The organism is Stenotrophomonas sp. NPDC077659, from assembly GCF_050268705.1.
Lineage (GTDB): Bacteria > Pseudomonadota > Gammaproteobacteria > Xanthomonadales > Xanthomonadaceae > Stenotrophomonas.
The window spans coordinates 180-15856 of the sequence record NZ_JBNNHG010000085.1; the positions used below are offsets into that span (position 1 = coordinate 180).

Genomic DNA, 15677 nt, shown 5'->3' on the forward strand with positions numbered 1-15677 from the left:
TGAGCAGCCGAGCATGGCTCGGCTCTACAGGGGTTTATCGCGATCTGAACGAAGAGCAGCCGAGCATGACTCGGCTCTACAGGGGTTTATCGCGATCTGAACGAAGAGCAGCCGAGCATGGCTCGGCTCTACAGAAGGCCTCTCGAGGCCTCATACTCTACGTGCACCCCGCCCCGCACCGTTCTGGTTGCGGCGCGGGGCGTTTTCGTTTCCGCACCAAGAGACAGGAATTCCCATGAAGTCCCTCTGCGTCTACTGTGGCTCCAATGCTGGCAGCAAGCCGGTCTATACCGAACGCGCCATGGCGCTGGGCGATCGCATCGCCCGTGACGGCATGCGCCTGGTGTATGGCGGCGGCAACGTCGGCCTGATGGGCACCGTCGCCAATGCCGTGCTCGCCGCCGGCGGTGAAGTGACCGGCATCATCCCGCGCCAGCTGGCCGATTGGGAAGTGGCCCACCGCGGCCTGACCGAACTGGAAATCGTCGGTTCGATGCATGAGCGCAAGTCGCGCATGTTCGACCTGTCCGACGGCTTCGTCGCCCTGCCCGGCGGCTTCGGCACCATGGAAGAGATCTTCGAGATGCTTACCTGGCGCCAGCTCGGCATCGGCAACAAGCCCTGCGCCTTCCTCGACGTGGACGGTTTCTACGCCCCGCTGATCGGCATGATCGACCGTATGGTGGAAGAGCGCTTCCTGCACCCCGAACAGCGCCAGGACCTGTGGTACGGCTCGGACATCGATGAAATGCTGGCCTGGATGCAGGCTTACGAGCCCGCCCAGGCCTCCAAGTGGATTGACGAGAAGCGTCGCGCCGCGGTGCGTTGATGCCCCGTGCGCGGTGGCTCAGGCCACCGCGCGCGTCCACGGCGCCGGCCGCCCCAGCAGGTAGCCCTGGCCGTAGCTGCAGCCCAGTTCGAACAGGCTCTCCCGCTGGGCCTCGGTTTCGATGCCCTCGCCGATGGTTTCGATGCCCAGCGTGCGCGCCAGCGACAGCACGCCTTCCACCAGCGCACGCGTGCTTTGTGCCTCCGGACCGTGCAGTCCGGCGATGAAGCTCTGGTCGATCTTCAGCGTACTGATCGGGAACCGGTGCAGGTAGGAAAGTGCCGAGAAACCGGTACCGAAATCATCCAGCTGTACCTGGATGCCGCGCTCGCGCAGGCCCTTGAGGATGCGCAGCGTATGCGGGCCATCGTCCAGCAGCGCCACCTCGGTGATTTCAAGGCGCAGGCGTCGCGGATCGGCATCATTGGCTTCCAGCAGGCCGAACAGGCGTGTACTGAAATCGGCCGAACGGAAATGCCGCGGTGACACGTTCACCGACACATAGCCACGGCCTCCATCGGCCAGGCCGGCAATGACCTGCTCGTAGATGAGCCAGTCGACCTGTTCGATCAGCCCGCTCTCCTCACCCAGCTCCAGGAAGGCACCGGGCAGCAGCAGCCCACGGCGCTCGTGCTGCCAGCGCAGCAGCGCCTCGTGGCCGACCACTTCGCCATCGGACAGGCGCACGATGGGCTGGTAGAACGGCACGAAATCACGATTGTTGATCGCCCGCCGCAGGTCCGCTTCCAGATCCAGGCTGCGCATCGCCTGCTCGCGCATGTCCTCGTCGAAGATCGCGCAGCGGTCATGGCCTTGGGCCTTGGCCCGGTACATGGCCGCATCGGCGTCGCGCAGCAGTTCTTCACCGCTGCGGTAACGCGCGTTCCACAGGGCGATGCCGAGGCTGCCCGAGGGGAACAGCTCGCGCCCGGCAATCCACATCGATTCCTGCAGGGCCAGCAGCATGCGCTGGCCGAAATCCAGCGCCTGGGCCAGGCCTTGCGGGCATTCCAGCAGGATGGCGAATTCATCGCCACCCAGCCGCGCCACCACATCGCCATCGCCGGCCATCGAGACGATGCGCTTGGCCACCTCCACCAGCATGCGGTCGCCGGCAGCGTGACCGATGCTGTCATTGACCAGCTTGAAACGGTCCAGGTCCAGGAACAGCATTGCGAACTCCGGGCCGCCCTCACGCCTGGCGAGCGCGAGCGCATCCTCCAGACGGTCGAGCAGGTGCAGGCGGTTGGGCAGGCCGGTCAGCGCATCGTGCATGGCCTGGTGGGTCAACCGCTGTTCGGCGCGCAGACGCTCGGCGATCTGGCCCAGCAGCTTGTCATTGACCTCAGCCAGCTCGCGGGTGCGCTCTTCCACACGCTTTTCCAGCTCGGCATGGGCCGAACGCAACTGCTGCTGGTCGCGCTGGCGGGCCAGGCCGGTGCCGATGTTCTGCGCTACAAAGGTCAGCAGCCGCTGGTCGTGCACACTGAAAGCGATCTGGTCGGTATAACTCTGCACCACGATCGCGCCCACCACCTCATCGTCGCGCAGCAGCGGCACGCCCAGCCAGCAGTGCGAACGCGCCCCCGATTCACGCACTTCGCCGGAGGCCAGCAGCGCGTCGATCTGCGCCCGCGAAGCCAGCAGCGGGCGCCGGTTTCGCACCACGTATTCGGTCAGGCCACTACTGAAGGCACGCGGCGCACGTGAGGCATTGTGTTCGTCCACCGAATAGACGAAATCCAGGCCATCCCCCTGCGCAGTGACCAGGGCAATGTAGAAATTGCGCGCGTCCAGCAGACGCCCCACCACGCCATGCACCTGGCCGTAGAACTGGGCCAGGCTGTCGGCAGACATCGCCATTTCGGCGATGTTGTACAGGGCGATCTGCAGCTGTTCGGCACGGCGGCGCTCAGCCACTTCGTCCTGCAGGCTGCGGTTGGCACGCTGCAGTTCCAGGGTACGCCGCTCCACCTGTTGTTCCAGCCGCACCTGCGCCTGACGCCGGTCCATCGCGGTCTGCACGTGCTGGGCAACAAACCCCAGCAGCGCGCGCTCGGCCTCGCCATACAGCGATGCCTGTTCATAACTCTGCACCACGATGGCGCCACACACGCGGCCGTCGCGCAGCATCGGCACGCCCAGCCAGTCCAGGCTTTCCGGGCCGCGTTCGGGGTGGTGCTCTTCTTCGGCATCGGCCAGCAGTTCGCGCGATGGGCCACTGAGCGGCTTGCCATGACGCAGCAGCGCCACGGTCAGGCTGCGCGGCATCTGCCCGGCGTCGTAACTGACCGAAGGGTCGGCCACGAACTCATCCACCTGATCGGCAAAATACAGGAAACGCATCTGGTCGCGCGCATCGTCGTACTCGACGATGTAGCAGTTCCCTGCGTACATCAGCGTGCCAAGCACGCCGTGCACATGGCGCAGCATCTCGCCCATTTCCAGGTCGGCGCCGGCCAGATCGGCAATCTGGAACAGCGCCTGCTGAAGGCGTTCAGCCTGTTCCAGTGCACGGATCCGCCCAGCCTGACGACCCCGCTCCAGGGCCAGCTCCATCGCCTGCCGCGACACGCCCCACCAGGCTTCGGAAGGAGACGCGCCGCAGACCCGCAGCGACAGCTCGGCTCCGTCGTGCTCCCACGCCGCGTGTTCCCAGACCAAAGGGTCCCCGTCGAGCCCGTCCGCCCCGGCCCAGATATCGGATACAGCAGCATCCTGCGGCCATCCATCCTGGCCGCGGCCAAGCTGCGGATCGTTCCAGCCCACCCGCACGATCGCAGATTCCGGCAGCAGCGCATGCAACGCGCGCACCAGCGCCGTGCCCAGAACGGCCTCGTGGAGTGACAGCGATGGCACACGGTCGGCTTGCGTGGACAAAATGACGTTCTCATGGCGCCGCTGCAGCGCCGCCTCCCCTGATTGGTCGAGCATACCGCGCGACCGGGGGGGCAATGGAAGCCCGCCAACCCCATTTAGTGCACCCGCACGTTCCTGCTGTGCACACCCACACGCCAATGGCCGTGAACTGCACACTGCCCGCCCCCGCCAACCGCTATGCGCCATCGCCTGCAGGCCTTACCCTGTCTGCCGTGGAAGCGACCGCCCTGCCAACCGATGAAGCGCTGATGCTGGCCTGGGCCGGTGGCGATCTGCAGGCGTTCGAAAGCCTGTACACGCGCCATCGCAAGCGGCTGTTCGGCTTCCTGCTGCGGCAGCTGCGCGACAACGCGCTGGCCGAGGAAATCTTCCAGGACGTCTGGCAGCGTGTGATCAGCGCCCGCGCCGGTTGGCAGCCCGAAGCCGCATTCAGCACCTGGCTGTTCCGCATCGCCCACAACCGCCTTAACGACCACTGGCGCGCCGCCCGCCATCGTCCTGCCGCTCCGGCCGATGCCGATCTTCGCCTGGCCGCGCTGGAAGACGGGCAGACGCCGGAAGCTGAACTGTCTGAATTCGAGCAGCGCCGGCGCGTCCAGCTGGCGATGGAAGACCTGCCACCAGAGCAGCGCGAAGTGCTGCAGCTGCGGCTGGAACAGGAACTGAGCCTTGAGGAGATCGGCCAGATCACCGGCGTTGGCCGGGAAACCGTGAAATCGCGGCTGCGCTATGCGATGGACAAGCTGCGTGCAGGATTGAACGCATGAACCGAGACGATCCGCTGACGCCGGAAGAACGTGCGCTGGCCGGCCTGATGGGCCGCCGCCATGATCAGACGCCACCTGCTGCGCTGGACGCCGCGATCCTGGCGGCCGCGCGCGCGTCGGTGGCCACCGCTGCGGACGACACGCCTGCCGCGGCCGCCCCCGTCACAGCGCCGGCCCGCCATGCACGCCGCCCGCGCTCGCGCTGGCCGGCCGTGTTCGGCATCGCCGCCTCGATGGTGTTTGCCGTAGGCATCGCCTGGCAGATGCGACCCGAACCGCCGGTCGTGCCTGCGCAGGCGGCTCAGGTCGCCGCCGCCCCCATGGCGGATGACACTGCCGTGGCCGACTCCCACGCACCGCAGCCAGCGCCAGTTGCGGCTGAAGCTGCGCCGCCTCCGCCACCACCACCGCCAACACCTGCACCGCAGAAGCCAGCGGCAGCACGCGCGATGGCCGCCACGCCCGCCGCTGCCCGTGCGCCCGAGGTGCAGACAGCGCAGGGCGCTGCAGAGCCTGCGCCGCGCAGCGCCGCGCCCCGCCTGCCGGCAGCGCCCGCTGCAGAGGCCATGTCCGCCCCGCCACCACCGGCAGCACCGTCGCCACCGTCACCGGCGGCCTATGCGGCGCCGGCCCCGGCTACGGTGGAACGGGATATCCTCGAAGGTGTACGAGAGACCAGCACGGCGACCAACGTGCCGGCCAGCGGCGATGCCGCCCGCAGCCAACGCCGCGCACCTCCCGCCACCTTCAAGGCCGACAGTACCCGCGCACCGACCGGCGCCCCCGGGGTAATGCTGCGCCGGTCCAGCGACGCTGGCCTCAGCGCCGAAACGGTGCATTCGGAAGTCGCGGCCGATGCCATGCTGCCCCGCCGGCAGTGGCTGCAGAAGATCCGCGAGCGCCGCGACGACGGCCAGCGCGATCTGGCCCGTGCCAGTCTGGAACGCTACCTGCAGCTCTACCCCGAGGCGCGCCTGCCCAAAGACCTGCGACCACTGCTGGACGACTGAGATGGGCCCGGCCTGACCCCGTAGAATGATGGGAATGCCCGATACCCTCGCCCAGCCCGTCAGCCACACGGTGGACATCAAGCACAGTCGCTTCACCGCACACGCCGCGCCCATCGACAGCGGTGCGGCAGCGCTGGCCTTCCTGCAGCAGGTGGCGGTCGCCGACGCCACCCACAACTGCTGGGCCTACCGGCATGGCCAGGACTACCGTTCCAGCGATGATGGCGAACCGGCCGGCACCGCCGGGCGGCCGATCCTGGCCGCCATCGATGGTCAGGGTTTCGACCGCGTGGTAGTGGTGGTCACCCGCTGGTACGGCGGCATCAAGCTCGGTGCAGGAGGCCTGGTGCGCGCCTACGGCGGTACCGCCGCCGAGTGCCTGCGCACCGCCCCGCGCCTGCCGCTGGTGGCGATGGCGCGCCTGCAGTTGCAGGCTGGCTTCGTAGATCTGGGCACCCTGCACGCCGCCCTGCCCGCCTTTGCCGCCGAAAAGCGCGATGAACAGTTCGATGCCGAGGGTGTGCGCCTGCGGGTGGAATTGCCCGCCGACCAGGTCGACGCATTGAAAATCCGACTGCGCGACGCCACCCGTGACCGTATCCGCATACAAGATGACCACCAGGATGACTGACAAGGACGATGCGTCCGCTTCCACCCCGCCGCTGCGCCGCCTCGGCAGCCTGCGTACGCTGTGGCCGTTCGTGCGCCGCCACAACGGGTTGTTCACCGCCTGGCTGCTGGCCCTGGCGGTCTCTTCGGCAGCAACGCTGAGCCTGCCGCCGGCGGTCAAGCAGATGATCGACCATGGTTTCAGCAGCGGTGGCCAGATCAACCGCGCCTTCGCCCTGCTGATGCTGGTGGCGGTGGTGATGGCGCTGGGCACCGCCGCGCGCTTCTACTTCGTGTCGCTGCTGGGCGAAAAGGTCGTCGCCGATCTGCGCAGCCAGCTGTACGCCCACCTGATCCAGCTCGGCGCCGGTTTCCACGACCGCAGCCGCAGCGGCGAGCTGGTTTCGCGTCTCACCGCCGATACCGAACTGCTGCGCAGCGTGGTCGGCTCAACCATGTCGGTGGCCCTGCGCAGCAGTGTGACGGTGGTCGGCAGCCTGGCCATGTTGTTCGTTACCAGCCCGCGGCTGGCGGCATGGTCGCTGCTGGGCATTCCGCTGGCGGTGCTGCCGATCATCATCGGCGCGCGCAAGCTGCGCACCGTGGCCCGCAACAGCCAGGACCGCATTGCCGACGCCAACAGCCTGGCCAGTGAAACCCTGGGTGCGGTGCGCACCGTGCAGGCCCATGCCCGCGAACCCTACGAACGCGGTCGCTTCGACCATGCCCTGGGCGATGCCGTCCAGGCGGCGCGGCGGCGCATCGCCGCGCAGTCACTGGTCACCGCCAGCGCCATCCTGCTGGTGTTCGGCGCCATCGTCGGCGTGCTCTGGCTGGGCGCACACGATGTCATCGAAGGCCGCCTGAGCGCCGGCACCCTGGGCCAGTTCGTGCTGTACGCGCTGATCGGTGGCGGCTCAGTGGGCGCGCTGGCCGAAGTCTGGAACGAACTGCAGCGCGCCGCCGGCGGCATGGGCCGCATCGGTGAACTGCTGCAGGAGGACATCGAGATCCGCGCGCCTGCGCAGCCGTACGCCCTGCCGCAGCCACTGCGGGGGCAGATCCAGTTCGACGACGTGGTGTTCCATTATCCGCAGCGCCCCGACCAGCCGGCGCTGGACCACTTCAGCCTGAACGTCCGCCCCGGCGAGACGGTCGCCCTGGTCGGCCCGTCCGGTGCCGGCAAGAGCACGGTGCTGTCGCTGCTGTTGCGTTTCCATGATCCGGCCAGCGGCCACATCTGCGTGGATGGGCACGACGTGCGCGAGATCGACCCGGCTGACCTGCGGGCGCAGCTTGCGCTGGTGCCACAGCAGCCGACCCTGTTCGCCGCCAGTGCACGTGACAACATCCGCTATGGACGCCTGCAGGCCAGCGATGCCGAGGTGGAAGCTGCAGCACGCGCGGCCGAAGCCGATACCTTCCTGCGCGCCCTGCCGCAGGGCTATGACAGCGAACTGGGCGAGCGCGGCGCGCGCCTGTCCGGCGGCCAGCAACAGCGCGTGGCGATTGCCCGTGCGCTGCTGAAGGATTCGCCCATCCTGCTGCTGGACGAGGCCACCAGCGCGCTGGATGCGCAGAGCGAACACAGCGTGCAGCAGGCACTGGAACGGCTGATGGCGGGGCGCACCACCGTGGTGATCGCCCACCGCCTGGCTACCGTGCTGAAGGCCGACCGCATCGTGGTGATGGACCAGGGCCGCATCGTGGCTGAGGGCACCCATGCACAGTTGTTGGCTGAAGGTGGACTGTATGCGGAGCTGGCGCGCCTGCAGTTCGTCGATTGATTGACGGGCGGCTAACACCGTCCGGCCCAAGCTGGCAGCGAAACCGCAGCATCCGCTGAGGGAGGTGGACGATGTCGTTCCGTCAGTTCCCTGCAGTCGACAGCCAGGGCGAAAGCCACATCATCATCGAGTTCAAGCCCGATGCCGCCGCTGGCGGCCAGGATCGGGAGGTCGCACCTCGCTATGAACTGGATGACGGTCGTCATCTGGTCCGCAACGGCCGCGAGTTCACCACCCGTGGCGGCGAACTGCGGCTGACGATCTGAAGTGCGCCAGGCAGCGCCCGGCGCTACTGGAATCGAGGCGGTCAATTTTTCACCAACCATCTTGACAACCTTGCCCGGCAAGGGCTGCGCGCGGTTATCCACATGTTTGCTCAGAAATCATCCACACCGCCTGTGGATGACTACGCTTGGCCCAGCACCCGGCCGATACCACTGGCATCCACTTCCACCGCCGCCCGTGCGATGGCCAGCGCGTCGCTGCCCGCCACGAAACCAATACGGAAATGCACCTCGCCACCCGGCGTGCGCGAGGAATGGATCGAGGCCAGGCTGATGCGGTGCTGTTCGAACACATGCAGAAGCTCGCGCAGCGAACCCGGCCGATCTTCCGGCAGGTGCACCGACAGCGCATTGCGCTCGGTCAGGTCGGCCAGCAGGTAGCCCACCCGCTCGAAGGTATAGTTGCCAGCGGCCAGCGCCGGCTCACCGAACGCCGCGTGGTTGGCCGACAGCAGCTGTTCCCGGAACCAGCCACGCGCCGCGTCGTCACCCTGCCCGACCTGCGCCTGCAGCGCCTGCAACTGGCCCACCAGCCGGTCCAGCATCGGTGCCACATACGGGTTGCCGAACTGGATATCTTCGTAGATCGCCGGATTCAACGACAGGATGCGCGAGATGATCGCCGTGTCCAGTTCGAAGGAGGCCGAACGGTACGGCATCATTGCGGCCAGATCACCCAGCTGCGGCTGGTACTCCCGCAGCACGCCGGCCTGTGCCAGATGCGTGGCATGCACCATCGCCTGCACCAGCGCCATCATCTGGTCGTGGTGCTGCGGCGTGGCGCGCACGCACTCGGCCTGCAGGGCAGCGCAGAGGCTGTCGACCCACGGCTGCCAGTTCAGCAGCCGCGCCTCGCAGACCACCATCACCCGGCCCTTCAGCGTCGGCGCTTTCGGCGGTGCGGTCATCGGGTGCAGCCCGACCACTTCGGCCTGCGAGGCCAGCATCGCCTGTACCGGCGCATCCTTCACCGAGGTCACGTCCAACCACAGGCGCCCCCGCTCGCGGCCTGCCGACTGCCGCACGTAGTCGGCAATCAGCGCCGGCGTATGCCGGATGGGTGCGGAAAAGACCAGCACATCGGCCTGGTCAAGCAGCTGTTCCGGCGTCTGCGAAGCCGGGTCGGACGGGTCGTGGCCGATCACCTGCAGCTGCATGTGCTGCTGGAAAAAACGGGTCAGCCAGCGCCCATAGGCGCCGGCACTGCCCACGATGCCGACCGTGCGCGGCGTGCGCGTCTGCAGTTCGCTCATGCCACGCGTTCGGCGTGGAAGCGCGTGGCGTCTGCCAGCGCGGCAGGCGCGGCAGCGATCACGTCGAATTCCTCGAAGCCGTTGGCCAGGGTGGCTTCCAGCGCGGCATGGGTACCGGCAATGGCGCGCGAGATGGCCTGGTGCATCGACTCGCCACGCAGCAGGAACGACACCACCAGCGACATCAGCACATCGCCAGTACCGGCCACATCGACGGGAAGCAACGGCGATGTCCATCGCCAGGTTTCCTTGCGGCCCACGGCCAGAGTCACCAGCTCACCCGGGTTGCCGCCCACGCTGTGCGCGATCACCCAGTGCGGGCCGCGCGCCAGCAGCGTGCGCGCCGCGGCGATGGCATCGCGCTCGGCCAGGGCGGGCATGCCGGTCAGCCGGTTCAGCTCGAAGGCATTGGGCGTGACCAGCCAGGCGTGCGGCAGCAGGCGTTGGCCGAAGATCGCTTCCAGCCCCGGCTCCACGTAGGGGCCGGTGTGGGTATCACCAATCACCGGATCCAGGCAGTAGCGCAGCTGCGGGCAGGCCGGCAGGACCTCGTCCAGCCAGTCAGCGAAGGCGGCGCCATTGGCGGCGCTGCCGAAGTAGCCGGACACCAGCATCTTCGCCCGCTGTGGCAGGCCGCGTTCGCGGGCACCCAGCAGCAGGTCGGCGAACCAGTCGGCGGGCAGCACGCGGCCGCGGGTGGTGTCGTAGAACGGCGCATTGCTGAGCAAAACGGTCGGGATTTCCGCCACGCGCACGCCGAGGGCGCGCATCGGCGGCACAGCAGCACTGTTGCCGGCGTGGCCGTAGACGAGCTGCGACTGGACGGAGATGACGTCGATCGGCGAGGGCCCGTCGGGGCGCTGGCGACGGCCAAGGAGCAGATGATTGTCGAGGGATTCGCTCATGCCCGCATTCTACGCCCAAGGGGCTTTTCGGCAGGGCTTGCGGCCCTGCACCTGCAGAATCAACGTCAACGTCAAAAGCGGGCATTCCGTGGAACGGCGGGACACTGTGGGTTTGCGGGGACGCCGTAAATACGTCCCTGTAGGCTTGGTCGCCGCATCCATGCGGCTCACACCCCACAAACCCACAGTGCCCCGCCTTCGACAGTTGGCCGGCGCCTGTTGGTGGGTGCCGACCGTTGGTCGGCACATCTGTCAGATATCGAATGAATTCATCCACGCATGGCGTGGATCTACTGTGTCGACCAAGGTCGACACCTACCAGGGCCAGACGCCGTTCCGACAGATCGCGGAAATCTGTCAGAGGCGGGGCGGTGTCGGATTGCGGGGTGTCAGCGGCATGGATGCCGCTGCCAAGCCTACAGGGACGTACTTGCGGCGTCCCCGCAATCCGACACCGCCCCGCCAGCTCACAGGAAACCCGCTTTTGACGTTGACGTTGATTCTGCGGGTGCAGGGCTGCAAGCCCTGCAAACCCAAACCCCCTCAGTGCGCAGCAGGACGCGAGGGCGGCAGCCAGGCCGCGACGATGCCCAGCAGCGGCAGGAACGCGGTCAGCTGGTACACGTACTCGATGCTGGTCCTGTCCGCCAGCAGACCGAGCACGGCTGCCCCCAGCCCGCCCATGCCGAAGGCAAAGCCGAAGAACAACCCTGACACCATGCCGATGCGGTGCGGCATCATTTCCTGCGCATACACCACGATGGCCGAGAACGCCGACGACAGCACGAAGCCGATCAGCACCGCCAGCACCGTCGTCCAGAACAGATCGGCATGCGGCAGCGCCAGCGCGAACGGGGCCACGCCCAGGATCGAAGTCCAGATGATCGGCTTGCGGCCGATGCGGTCACCCAGCGGGCCGCCGAGGAAGCCACCGGCCGCCGATGCCACCAGGAACGCGAACAGGTGCAGCTGCGCCTGCGCCACCGGAATGCCGAAGTGATGGATCAGATAGAAAGTGAAGTAACTGCCGATGCTGGCCATGTAGAAGTACTTGCTGAAGATCAGCACCAGCAGGATCGCCATCACCCGGGCCACGGTGCGGGTCGGATGACGCGGGGCGACGGCCCCCTGCCCGACCGGGCGCGGCGTGCCCAGGTGCAGCGCGTACCAGCGGCTGACATAGGTCAGCAGGGCGATGCCGATCAGCGCAGCGCCGGCAAACCACGACGCGGCATGCTGGCCGTACGGCACGATCACTGCGGCGGCGATCAGCGGGCCCAGCGCGGTGCCGAAGTTGCCGCCGACCTGGAACACCGATTGGGCAAAGCCGTGGCGGCCGCCGGAGGCCAGCCGCGCGATGCGCGAGGCTTCCGGATGGAAAATGGCCGAACCGATGCCGACCATCGCCGCGGCCAGCAGCACCATCGCGTAGTTCGGAGCAAAGCCGAGCAGCAGCATGCCGCACAGGGTCGAGGCCATGCCGATCGGCAGGGAGTAAGGCGCGGGCTTGCGGTCGGTGGCCAGGCCAACCAGCGGCTGGAAGATCGACGCGGTCAGCTGGTAGGTCAGCGTGATCAGGCCGATCTGGGTGAAGCTGAGATTGAAACCGCCCTTGATCACCGGATAGATGGCCAGGATCAGCGACTGCATCATGTCGTTGACGACGTGGGAGCTGGAGATCGCCGCCAGCACGCCGGGCGACGTACTGCGGGTGGTGGCGGGTGTGGCCAGGCTGGACATGGTGCGCAGTCAGGATGGGGGCGAGCCGTGCATGCTACGGTGCCCTCCCCCTCCCTTCCGCCGCGTTCTGGTCATGCCATATCGCAAAAAGGACACCTCCTGCGCGATCCGGGAGTCCGCGCCCTGGAATGAAGTGCCCGGCCACCGGCCGGTCACGTGCCGGGTCAAGGACTATCCGGCCGGCACCCGCGTGTCCCCCCACCGGCACCGCCGCCACCAGCTGGTCTATGCGATGTCCGGGCTGATGGTGGTGCGCTCGGAAGTCGGCCGGTGGGTGGTGCCCTCCACCCGCGCCATCTGGATGCCGGCCGGCATGGCCCACGCGGTGGACTGCATCGCCGATGTGCATATGCGCAGCCTGTACATTGAACCCGCGTTCGCGCCGCAGCTGGCTACCGAAGCATTCGCGGTACAGGTGGCGCCGTTGCTGCGCGAACTGCTGCATGCCGCCAGCCAGATCGAGGGCGAGCACCACGACGACAGCCGTGATGGCCGCGTGGTGCGCCTGCTGCTGGACGAACTGCACCGCATGGACGTGCTGCCGCTGCACCTGCCAACGCCAACCGACCCACGCCTACAGCGCATCTGCCAGCACATACAGAAGCATCCCGGCGACGAAGCCACCCTGCTGGACTGGGCCGAGGCGTTGGCAGTGGACGTGAAAACCATCCAGCGCCATTTCGCCAGCGAACTGGGCCTGACCTTCGGCCAGTGGCGGCAACAGGCTCGACTGCTGGCCGCGATGGAACGACTGGCCGTGGGCGAGAAGGTGATCGATGTGGCGCTGGCAATGGGCTACGATAGCCCCAGCGCCTTTACCAGCATGTTCAAGCGGCAGCTGGGGCAGACACCGGCGGCGTTTTTCCGGTGATCCGTTGAATGGCATCCACGCATGGTGTCGATCTACTGCCCTGCCTGTGCTTCGATAATCGTCCTACGGAAAGGGGACCATCATGAAGAAGACATGGATCGTCGCGTCAGGATTCGCTTTTGCTCTACTACTGGTGCTGGGCGCAATCATTCCGCCCGCGCAGGCGAGCGGCACGCATTTCCGCTTCCACTCAGATGAACAGAAGGATGGATTCCGTTTCCGGCTTGATATCCAGGGTCGAAGCGATGACGGCTACATCCATGTCGTCTGGACGGGAAAGGCGGACAACGCCCCGGAGCGTAATCCGTACCATGTCGAAATGAATCGACGCGAAAAACGGCTCTACGTCCGTCCACGAAAGCGGGACGGCCAGCCATGGTTCGAGCTGGACGTTGTTGGCGATCGCGGAACGCTGCTGTTCCAGGGCCGCCGTCTGCAGGGCGATGCCAACTGGGAAATCATGTAGGAACCACACACGAAAACGCCGGGCAGCGCCCGGCGTCGTCGTTCAACACGTAGCTGGAAACTCAGGACGTCATGCGGTCCCAGAAACCCTTCACGCCATCGATGAAGGTGGCCGACTTCGGAGAATGCTTGCGCGCTTCCTCACCGACGAAGGTGGCTTCGAACTGCTCCAGCAGCTTGCGCTGGTCGTTGGTCAGGTTCACCGGGGTTTCCACCACCACGCGGCAGTAGAGGTCGCCCTCGCTGCGGCTGCGCACCGAACGCACGCCCTTGCCGCGCAGGCGGAACAGCTTGCCGGTCTGGGTCTCGGCCGGGATGCGGATTTCCGCTTCGCCGCCGAGGGTGGCCACGCGCACGGTGTCGCCCAGCGCGGCCTGCGATATACGGATCGGCACTTCGCAGTGCAGGTCGTCGCCATCACGCTGGAAGATGTGGTGCTCGCGCACGCGCACTTCCACGTACAGGTCACCCGGCGGCGTACCGGCCGGGCCGGCCTCGCCTTCGCCCTGCAGGCGGATGCGGTCACCGCTATCGACACCGGCCGGCACCTTCACCGACAGCACTTTGTCTTCCTCGATGCGTCCGTTGCCATGGCAGGTTTTGCAGGGCTTGGCGATGATCTGGCCACGGCCGTTGCAGTTGTGGCAGGCCTGCTGCATGGCGAAGATGCCGCGCTGGATGCGCACCTGGCCGCGGCCATGGCAGACGTTGCAGGTCTCGACTTTGCCGTCCTCCGAGCCGCTGCCATCGCAGTCGCCGCACTCGGCCAGGGTCGGGATCTCGATCCGGCGCTCGACGCCGCACACGGCCTCTTCCAGGTCCAGTTCCATCACGTAGCCGATGTCGGCGCCGCGCCGGGCCTGGCGCGGACCACCGCCGCCCCCGCCAAAGATATTGCCGAAGATATCGCCGAAAATGTCGTTCATGTCCGGGCCGCCCGGACCACCACCGCCCATGCCGTGTTCGAACGCGGCATGGCCGTGGCTGTCGTACATGCGGCGCTTGTTGACGTCGGACAGCACTTCGTAGGCTTCCTTGCACTCCTTGAAGGAGGCTTCGGCCGCCGCATCACCCGGATTGCGGTCCGGATGGAATTTCATGGCGCAGCGACGATAGGACTTTTTCAGTTCTTCGTCGCTGGCGGTGCGGGCCACGCCCAGCACTTCGTAGTAATCGCGCTTGCTCATATCGTAAATCGGGTTCCGGAACGTCGGGATTCGTCAAAGCAGAAGAGCGGAGCCAGGTCCGCTCCTGCGTCGGGCGCCCCGACACGCCAGTGGCGGCCAGGACCCTGATGCGACAACGGGACGCTGCCAGGCAGCGTCCCGCGTCGGTCCGGATCAGGACTTCTTGTCATCCTTGACTTCGGTGAACTCGGCATCCACCACGTCATCACCGCCCTTGCCCGCGCTGCCGGCATCGGCACCCGGGGCGGCACCGCCCTGGTCGGCTGAAGCGGCGGCGAACAGCGCCTGGCCGGCTTCTTCCAGCACCTTCGACTTGGCTTCGATCTGGGCCTTGTCGTCGCCCTTCATCGCCGTTTCCAGGTCAGCCAGGGCTGCCTCGACCTTGCCGATGACATCGCCGCCGACCTTGCTGCCGTGCTCGGTGATGGCGCTGCGGGTACCGTGGATCAGGGCATCGGCCTGGTTGCGGGCCTGTACCAGTTCCTGGAACTTCTTGTCTTCCTCGCGGTTGGCTTCCGCGTCGGCGACCATGCGTGCGATCTCCTCCTCGGACAGGCCCGAACCGGCCTTGATCTCGACCTTCTGTTCCTTGTTGGTCTTCTTGTCCTTGGCCGACACGTGCAGGATGCCGTTGGCGTCGATGTCGAAGGACACTTCCACCTGCGGCAGGCCGCGCGGGGCCGGCTCGATGCCGGACAGGTCGAACTTGGCCAGCGACTTGTTGAAGCGGGCCTGTTCGCGCTCACCCTGCAGCACGTGCACGGTCACGGCCGACTGGTTGTCCTCGGCAGTGGAGAACACCTGCGAGGCCTTGGTCGGGATGGTGGTGTTCTTCTCGATGATCTTGGTGAACACGCCGCCCATGGTCTCGATGCCCAGCGACAGCGGGGTCACGTCCAGCAGCAGCACGTCCTTGACGTCGCCGCCAAGCACGCCGCCCTGGATCGCCGCACCCAGTGCCACGGCTTCGTCCGGGTTGACGTCCTTGCGCGGCTCCTTGCCGAAGAACTCGGTCACCGCCTGCTGCACCTTCGGTGGTCGCGTGCTGCATTGCACTCGGCGCGCGCCAGGCGCGGCCCGGTGAGTTCAG

At 67.0% G+C, this 15677-nt stretch carries 13 protein-coding genes and 1 pseudogene; 8 read left to right on the plus strand and 6 right to left on the minus strand.

Going from position 1 to position 15677, the window contains the following annotated elements; translation table 11 throughout:
• The first annotated feature begins 235 nt into the window (after positions 1–235).
• A complete protein-coding gene (locus ACQKDV_RS12685; RefSeq protein WP_427784081.1) occupies positions 236–829 on the plus strand; it encodes a TIGR00730 family Rossman fold protein in 594 nt (197 codons plus the stop codon).
• An 18-nt stretch (positions 830–847) separates the two neighbouring features.
• On the opposite strand, the gene ACQKDV_RS12690 is transcribed toward ACQKDV_RS12685, so the two are convergent.
• A complete protein-coding gene (locus ACQKDV_RS12690) occupies positions 848–3763 on the minus strand; it encodes an EAL domain-containing protein (RefSeq protein WP_427784082.1) in 2916 nt (971 codons plus the stop codon).
• A gap of 194 nt (positions 3764–3957) precedes the next feature.
• On the opposite strand from ACQKDV_RS12690, the gene ACQKDV_RS12695 reads away from it, so the two are divergent.
• From ACQKDV_RS12695 to ACQKDV_RS12715, 5 genes are all read left to right on the plus strand, one after another.
• Complete coding sequence (locus ACQKDV_RS12695; protein WP_427784093.1) at positions 3958–4476, plus strand: RNA polymerase sigma factor; 519 nt, start codon at positions 3958–3960, stop codon at positions 4474–4476.
• Entirely contained in the window at positions 4473–5486 is a 1014-nt protein-coding gene (locus ACQKDV_RS12700; protein WP_427784083.1) for a hypothetical protein, read from the plus strand. Before ACQKDV_RS12695 ends, ACQKDV_RS12700 begins: the two co-directional genes overlap by 4 nt.
• Positions 5487–5520: 34 nt before the next feature.
• A complete protein-coding gene (locus ACQKDV_RS12705) occupies positions 5521–6117 on the plus strand; it encodes an IMPACT family protein (protein ID WP_427784084.1) in 597 nt (198 codons plus the stop codon).
• Positions 6110–7882, plus strand: a complete 1773-nt coding sequence (locus tag ACQKDV_RS12710; RefSeq protein ID WP_427784085.1) for an ABC transporter transmembrane domain-containing protein — start codon at positions 6110–6112, stop codon at positions 7880–7882. The genes ACQKDV_RS12705 and ACQKDV_RS12710 overlap by 8 nt, the downstream gene beginning before the upstream one ends.
• A gap of 71 nt (positions 7883–7953) precedes the next feature.
• Complete coding sequence (locus ACQKDV_RS12715; RefSeq protein ID WP_427784086.1) at positions 7954–8148, plus strand: hypothetical protein; 195 nt, start codon at positions 7954–7956, stop codon at positions 8146–8148.
• Positions 8149–8288: 140 nt separating this feature from the next.
• On the opposite strand, the gene ACQKDV_RS12720 is transcribed toward ACQKDV_RS12715, so the two are convergent.
• The 3 genes from ACQKDV_RS12720 to ACQKDV_RS12730 form a co-directional block, all read right to left on the minus strand.
• Positions 8289–9419 (minus strand): prephenate dehydrogenase, encoded by a 1131-nt coding sequence (locus ACQKDV_RS12720; RefSeq protein ID WP_427784087.1) that lies wholly within the window; start codon positions 9417–9419, stop codon positions 8289–8291.
• Positions 9416–10324, minus strand: a complete 909-nt coding sequence (pdxY, locus tag ACQKDV_RS12725; protein ID WP_427784088.1) for a pyridoxal kinase — start codon at positions 10322–10324, stop codon at positions 9416–9418. The genes ACQKDV_RS12720 and pdxY overlap by 4 nt, the downstream gene beginning before the upstream one ends.
• A 543-nt stretch (positions 10325–10867) precedes the next feature.
• Positions 10868–12064 (minus strand): MFS transporter, encoded by a 1197-nt coding sequence (locus ACQKDV_RS12730; RefSeq protein ID WP_427784089.1) that lies wholly within the window; start codon positions 12062–12064, stop codon positions 10868–10870.
• A 73-nt stretch (positions 12065–12137) separates the two neighbouring features.
• Between ACQKDV_RS12730 and ACQKDV_RS12735 the strand changes: the two genes are divergently transcribed.
• Both ACQKDV_RS12735 and ACQKDV_RS12740 read left to right on the plus strand, forming a co-directional pair.
• Positions 12138–12935, plus strand: a complete 798-nt coding sequence (locus ACQKDV_RS12735; RefSeq protein ID WP_427784090.1) for an AraC family transcriptional regulator — start codon at positions 12138–12140, stop codon at positions 12933–12935.
• Between the two features lie 82 nt (positions 12936–13017).
• Positions 13018–13401 (plus strand): hypothetical protein, encoded by a 384-nt coding sequence (locus ACQKDV_RS12740; RefSeq protein WP_427784091.1) that lies wholly within the window; start codon positions 13018–13020, stop codon positions 13399–13401.
• 61 nt (positions 13402–13462) lie between these two features.
• Here the strand turns inward: ACQKDV_RS12740 and dnaJ are convergent, their stop codons facing one another.
• Together dnaJ and ACQKDV_RS12750 are read right to left on the minus strand one after the other, a co-directional pair.
• Positions 13463–14587, minus strand: coding sequence for a molecular chaperone DnaJ (gene dnaJ / locus ACQKDV_RS12745; RefSeq protein WP_427784092.1), 1125 nt, complete (start codon positions 14585–14587; stop codon positions 13463–13465).
• Between the two features lie 153 nt (positions 14588–14740).
• Positions 14741–15631: pseudogene (locus ACQKDV_RS12750) on the minus strand (Hsp70 family protein); the annotation flags it as partial.
• Positions 15632–15677 lie beyond the last annotated feature (46 nt).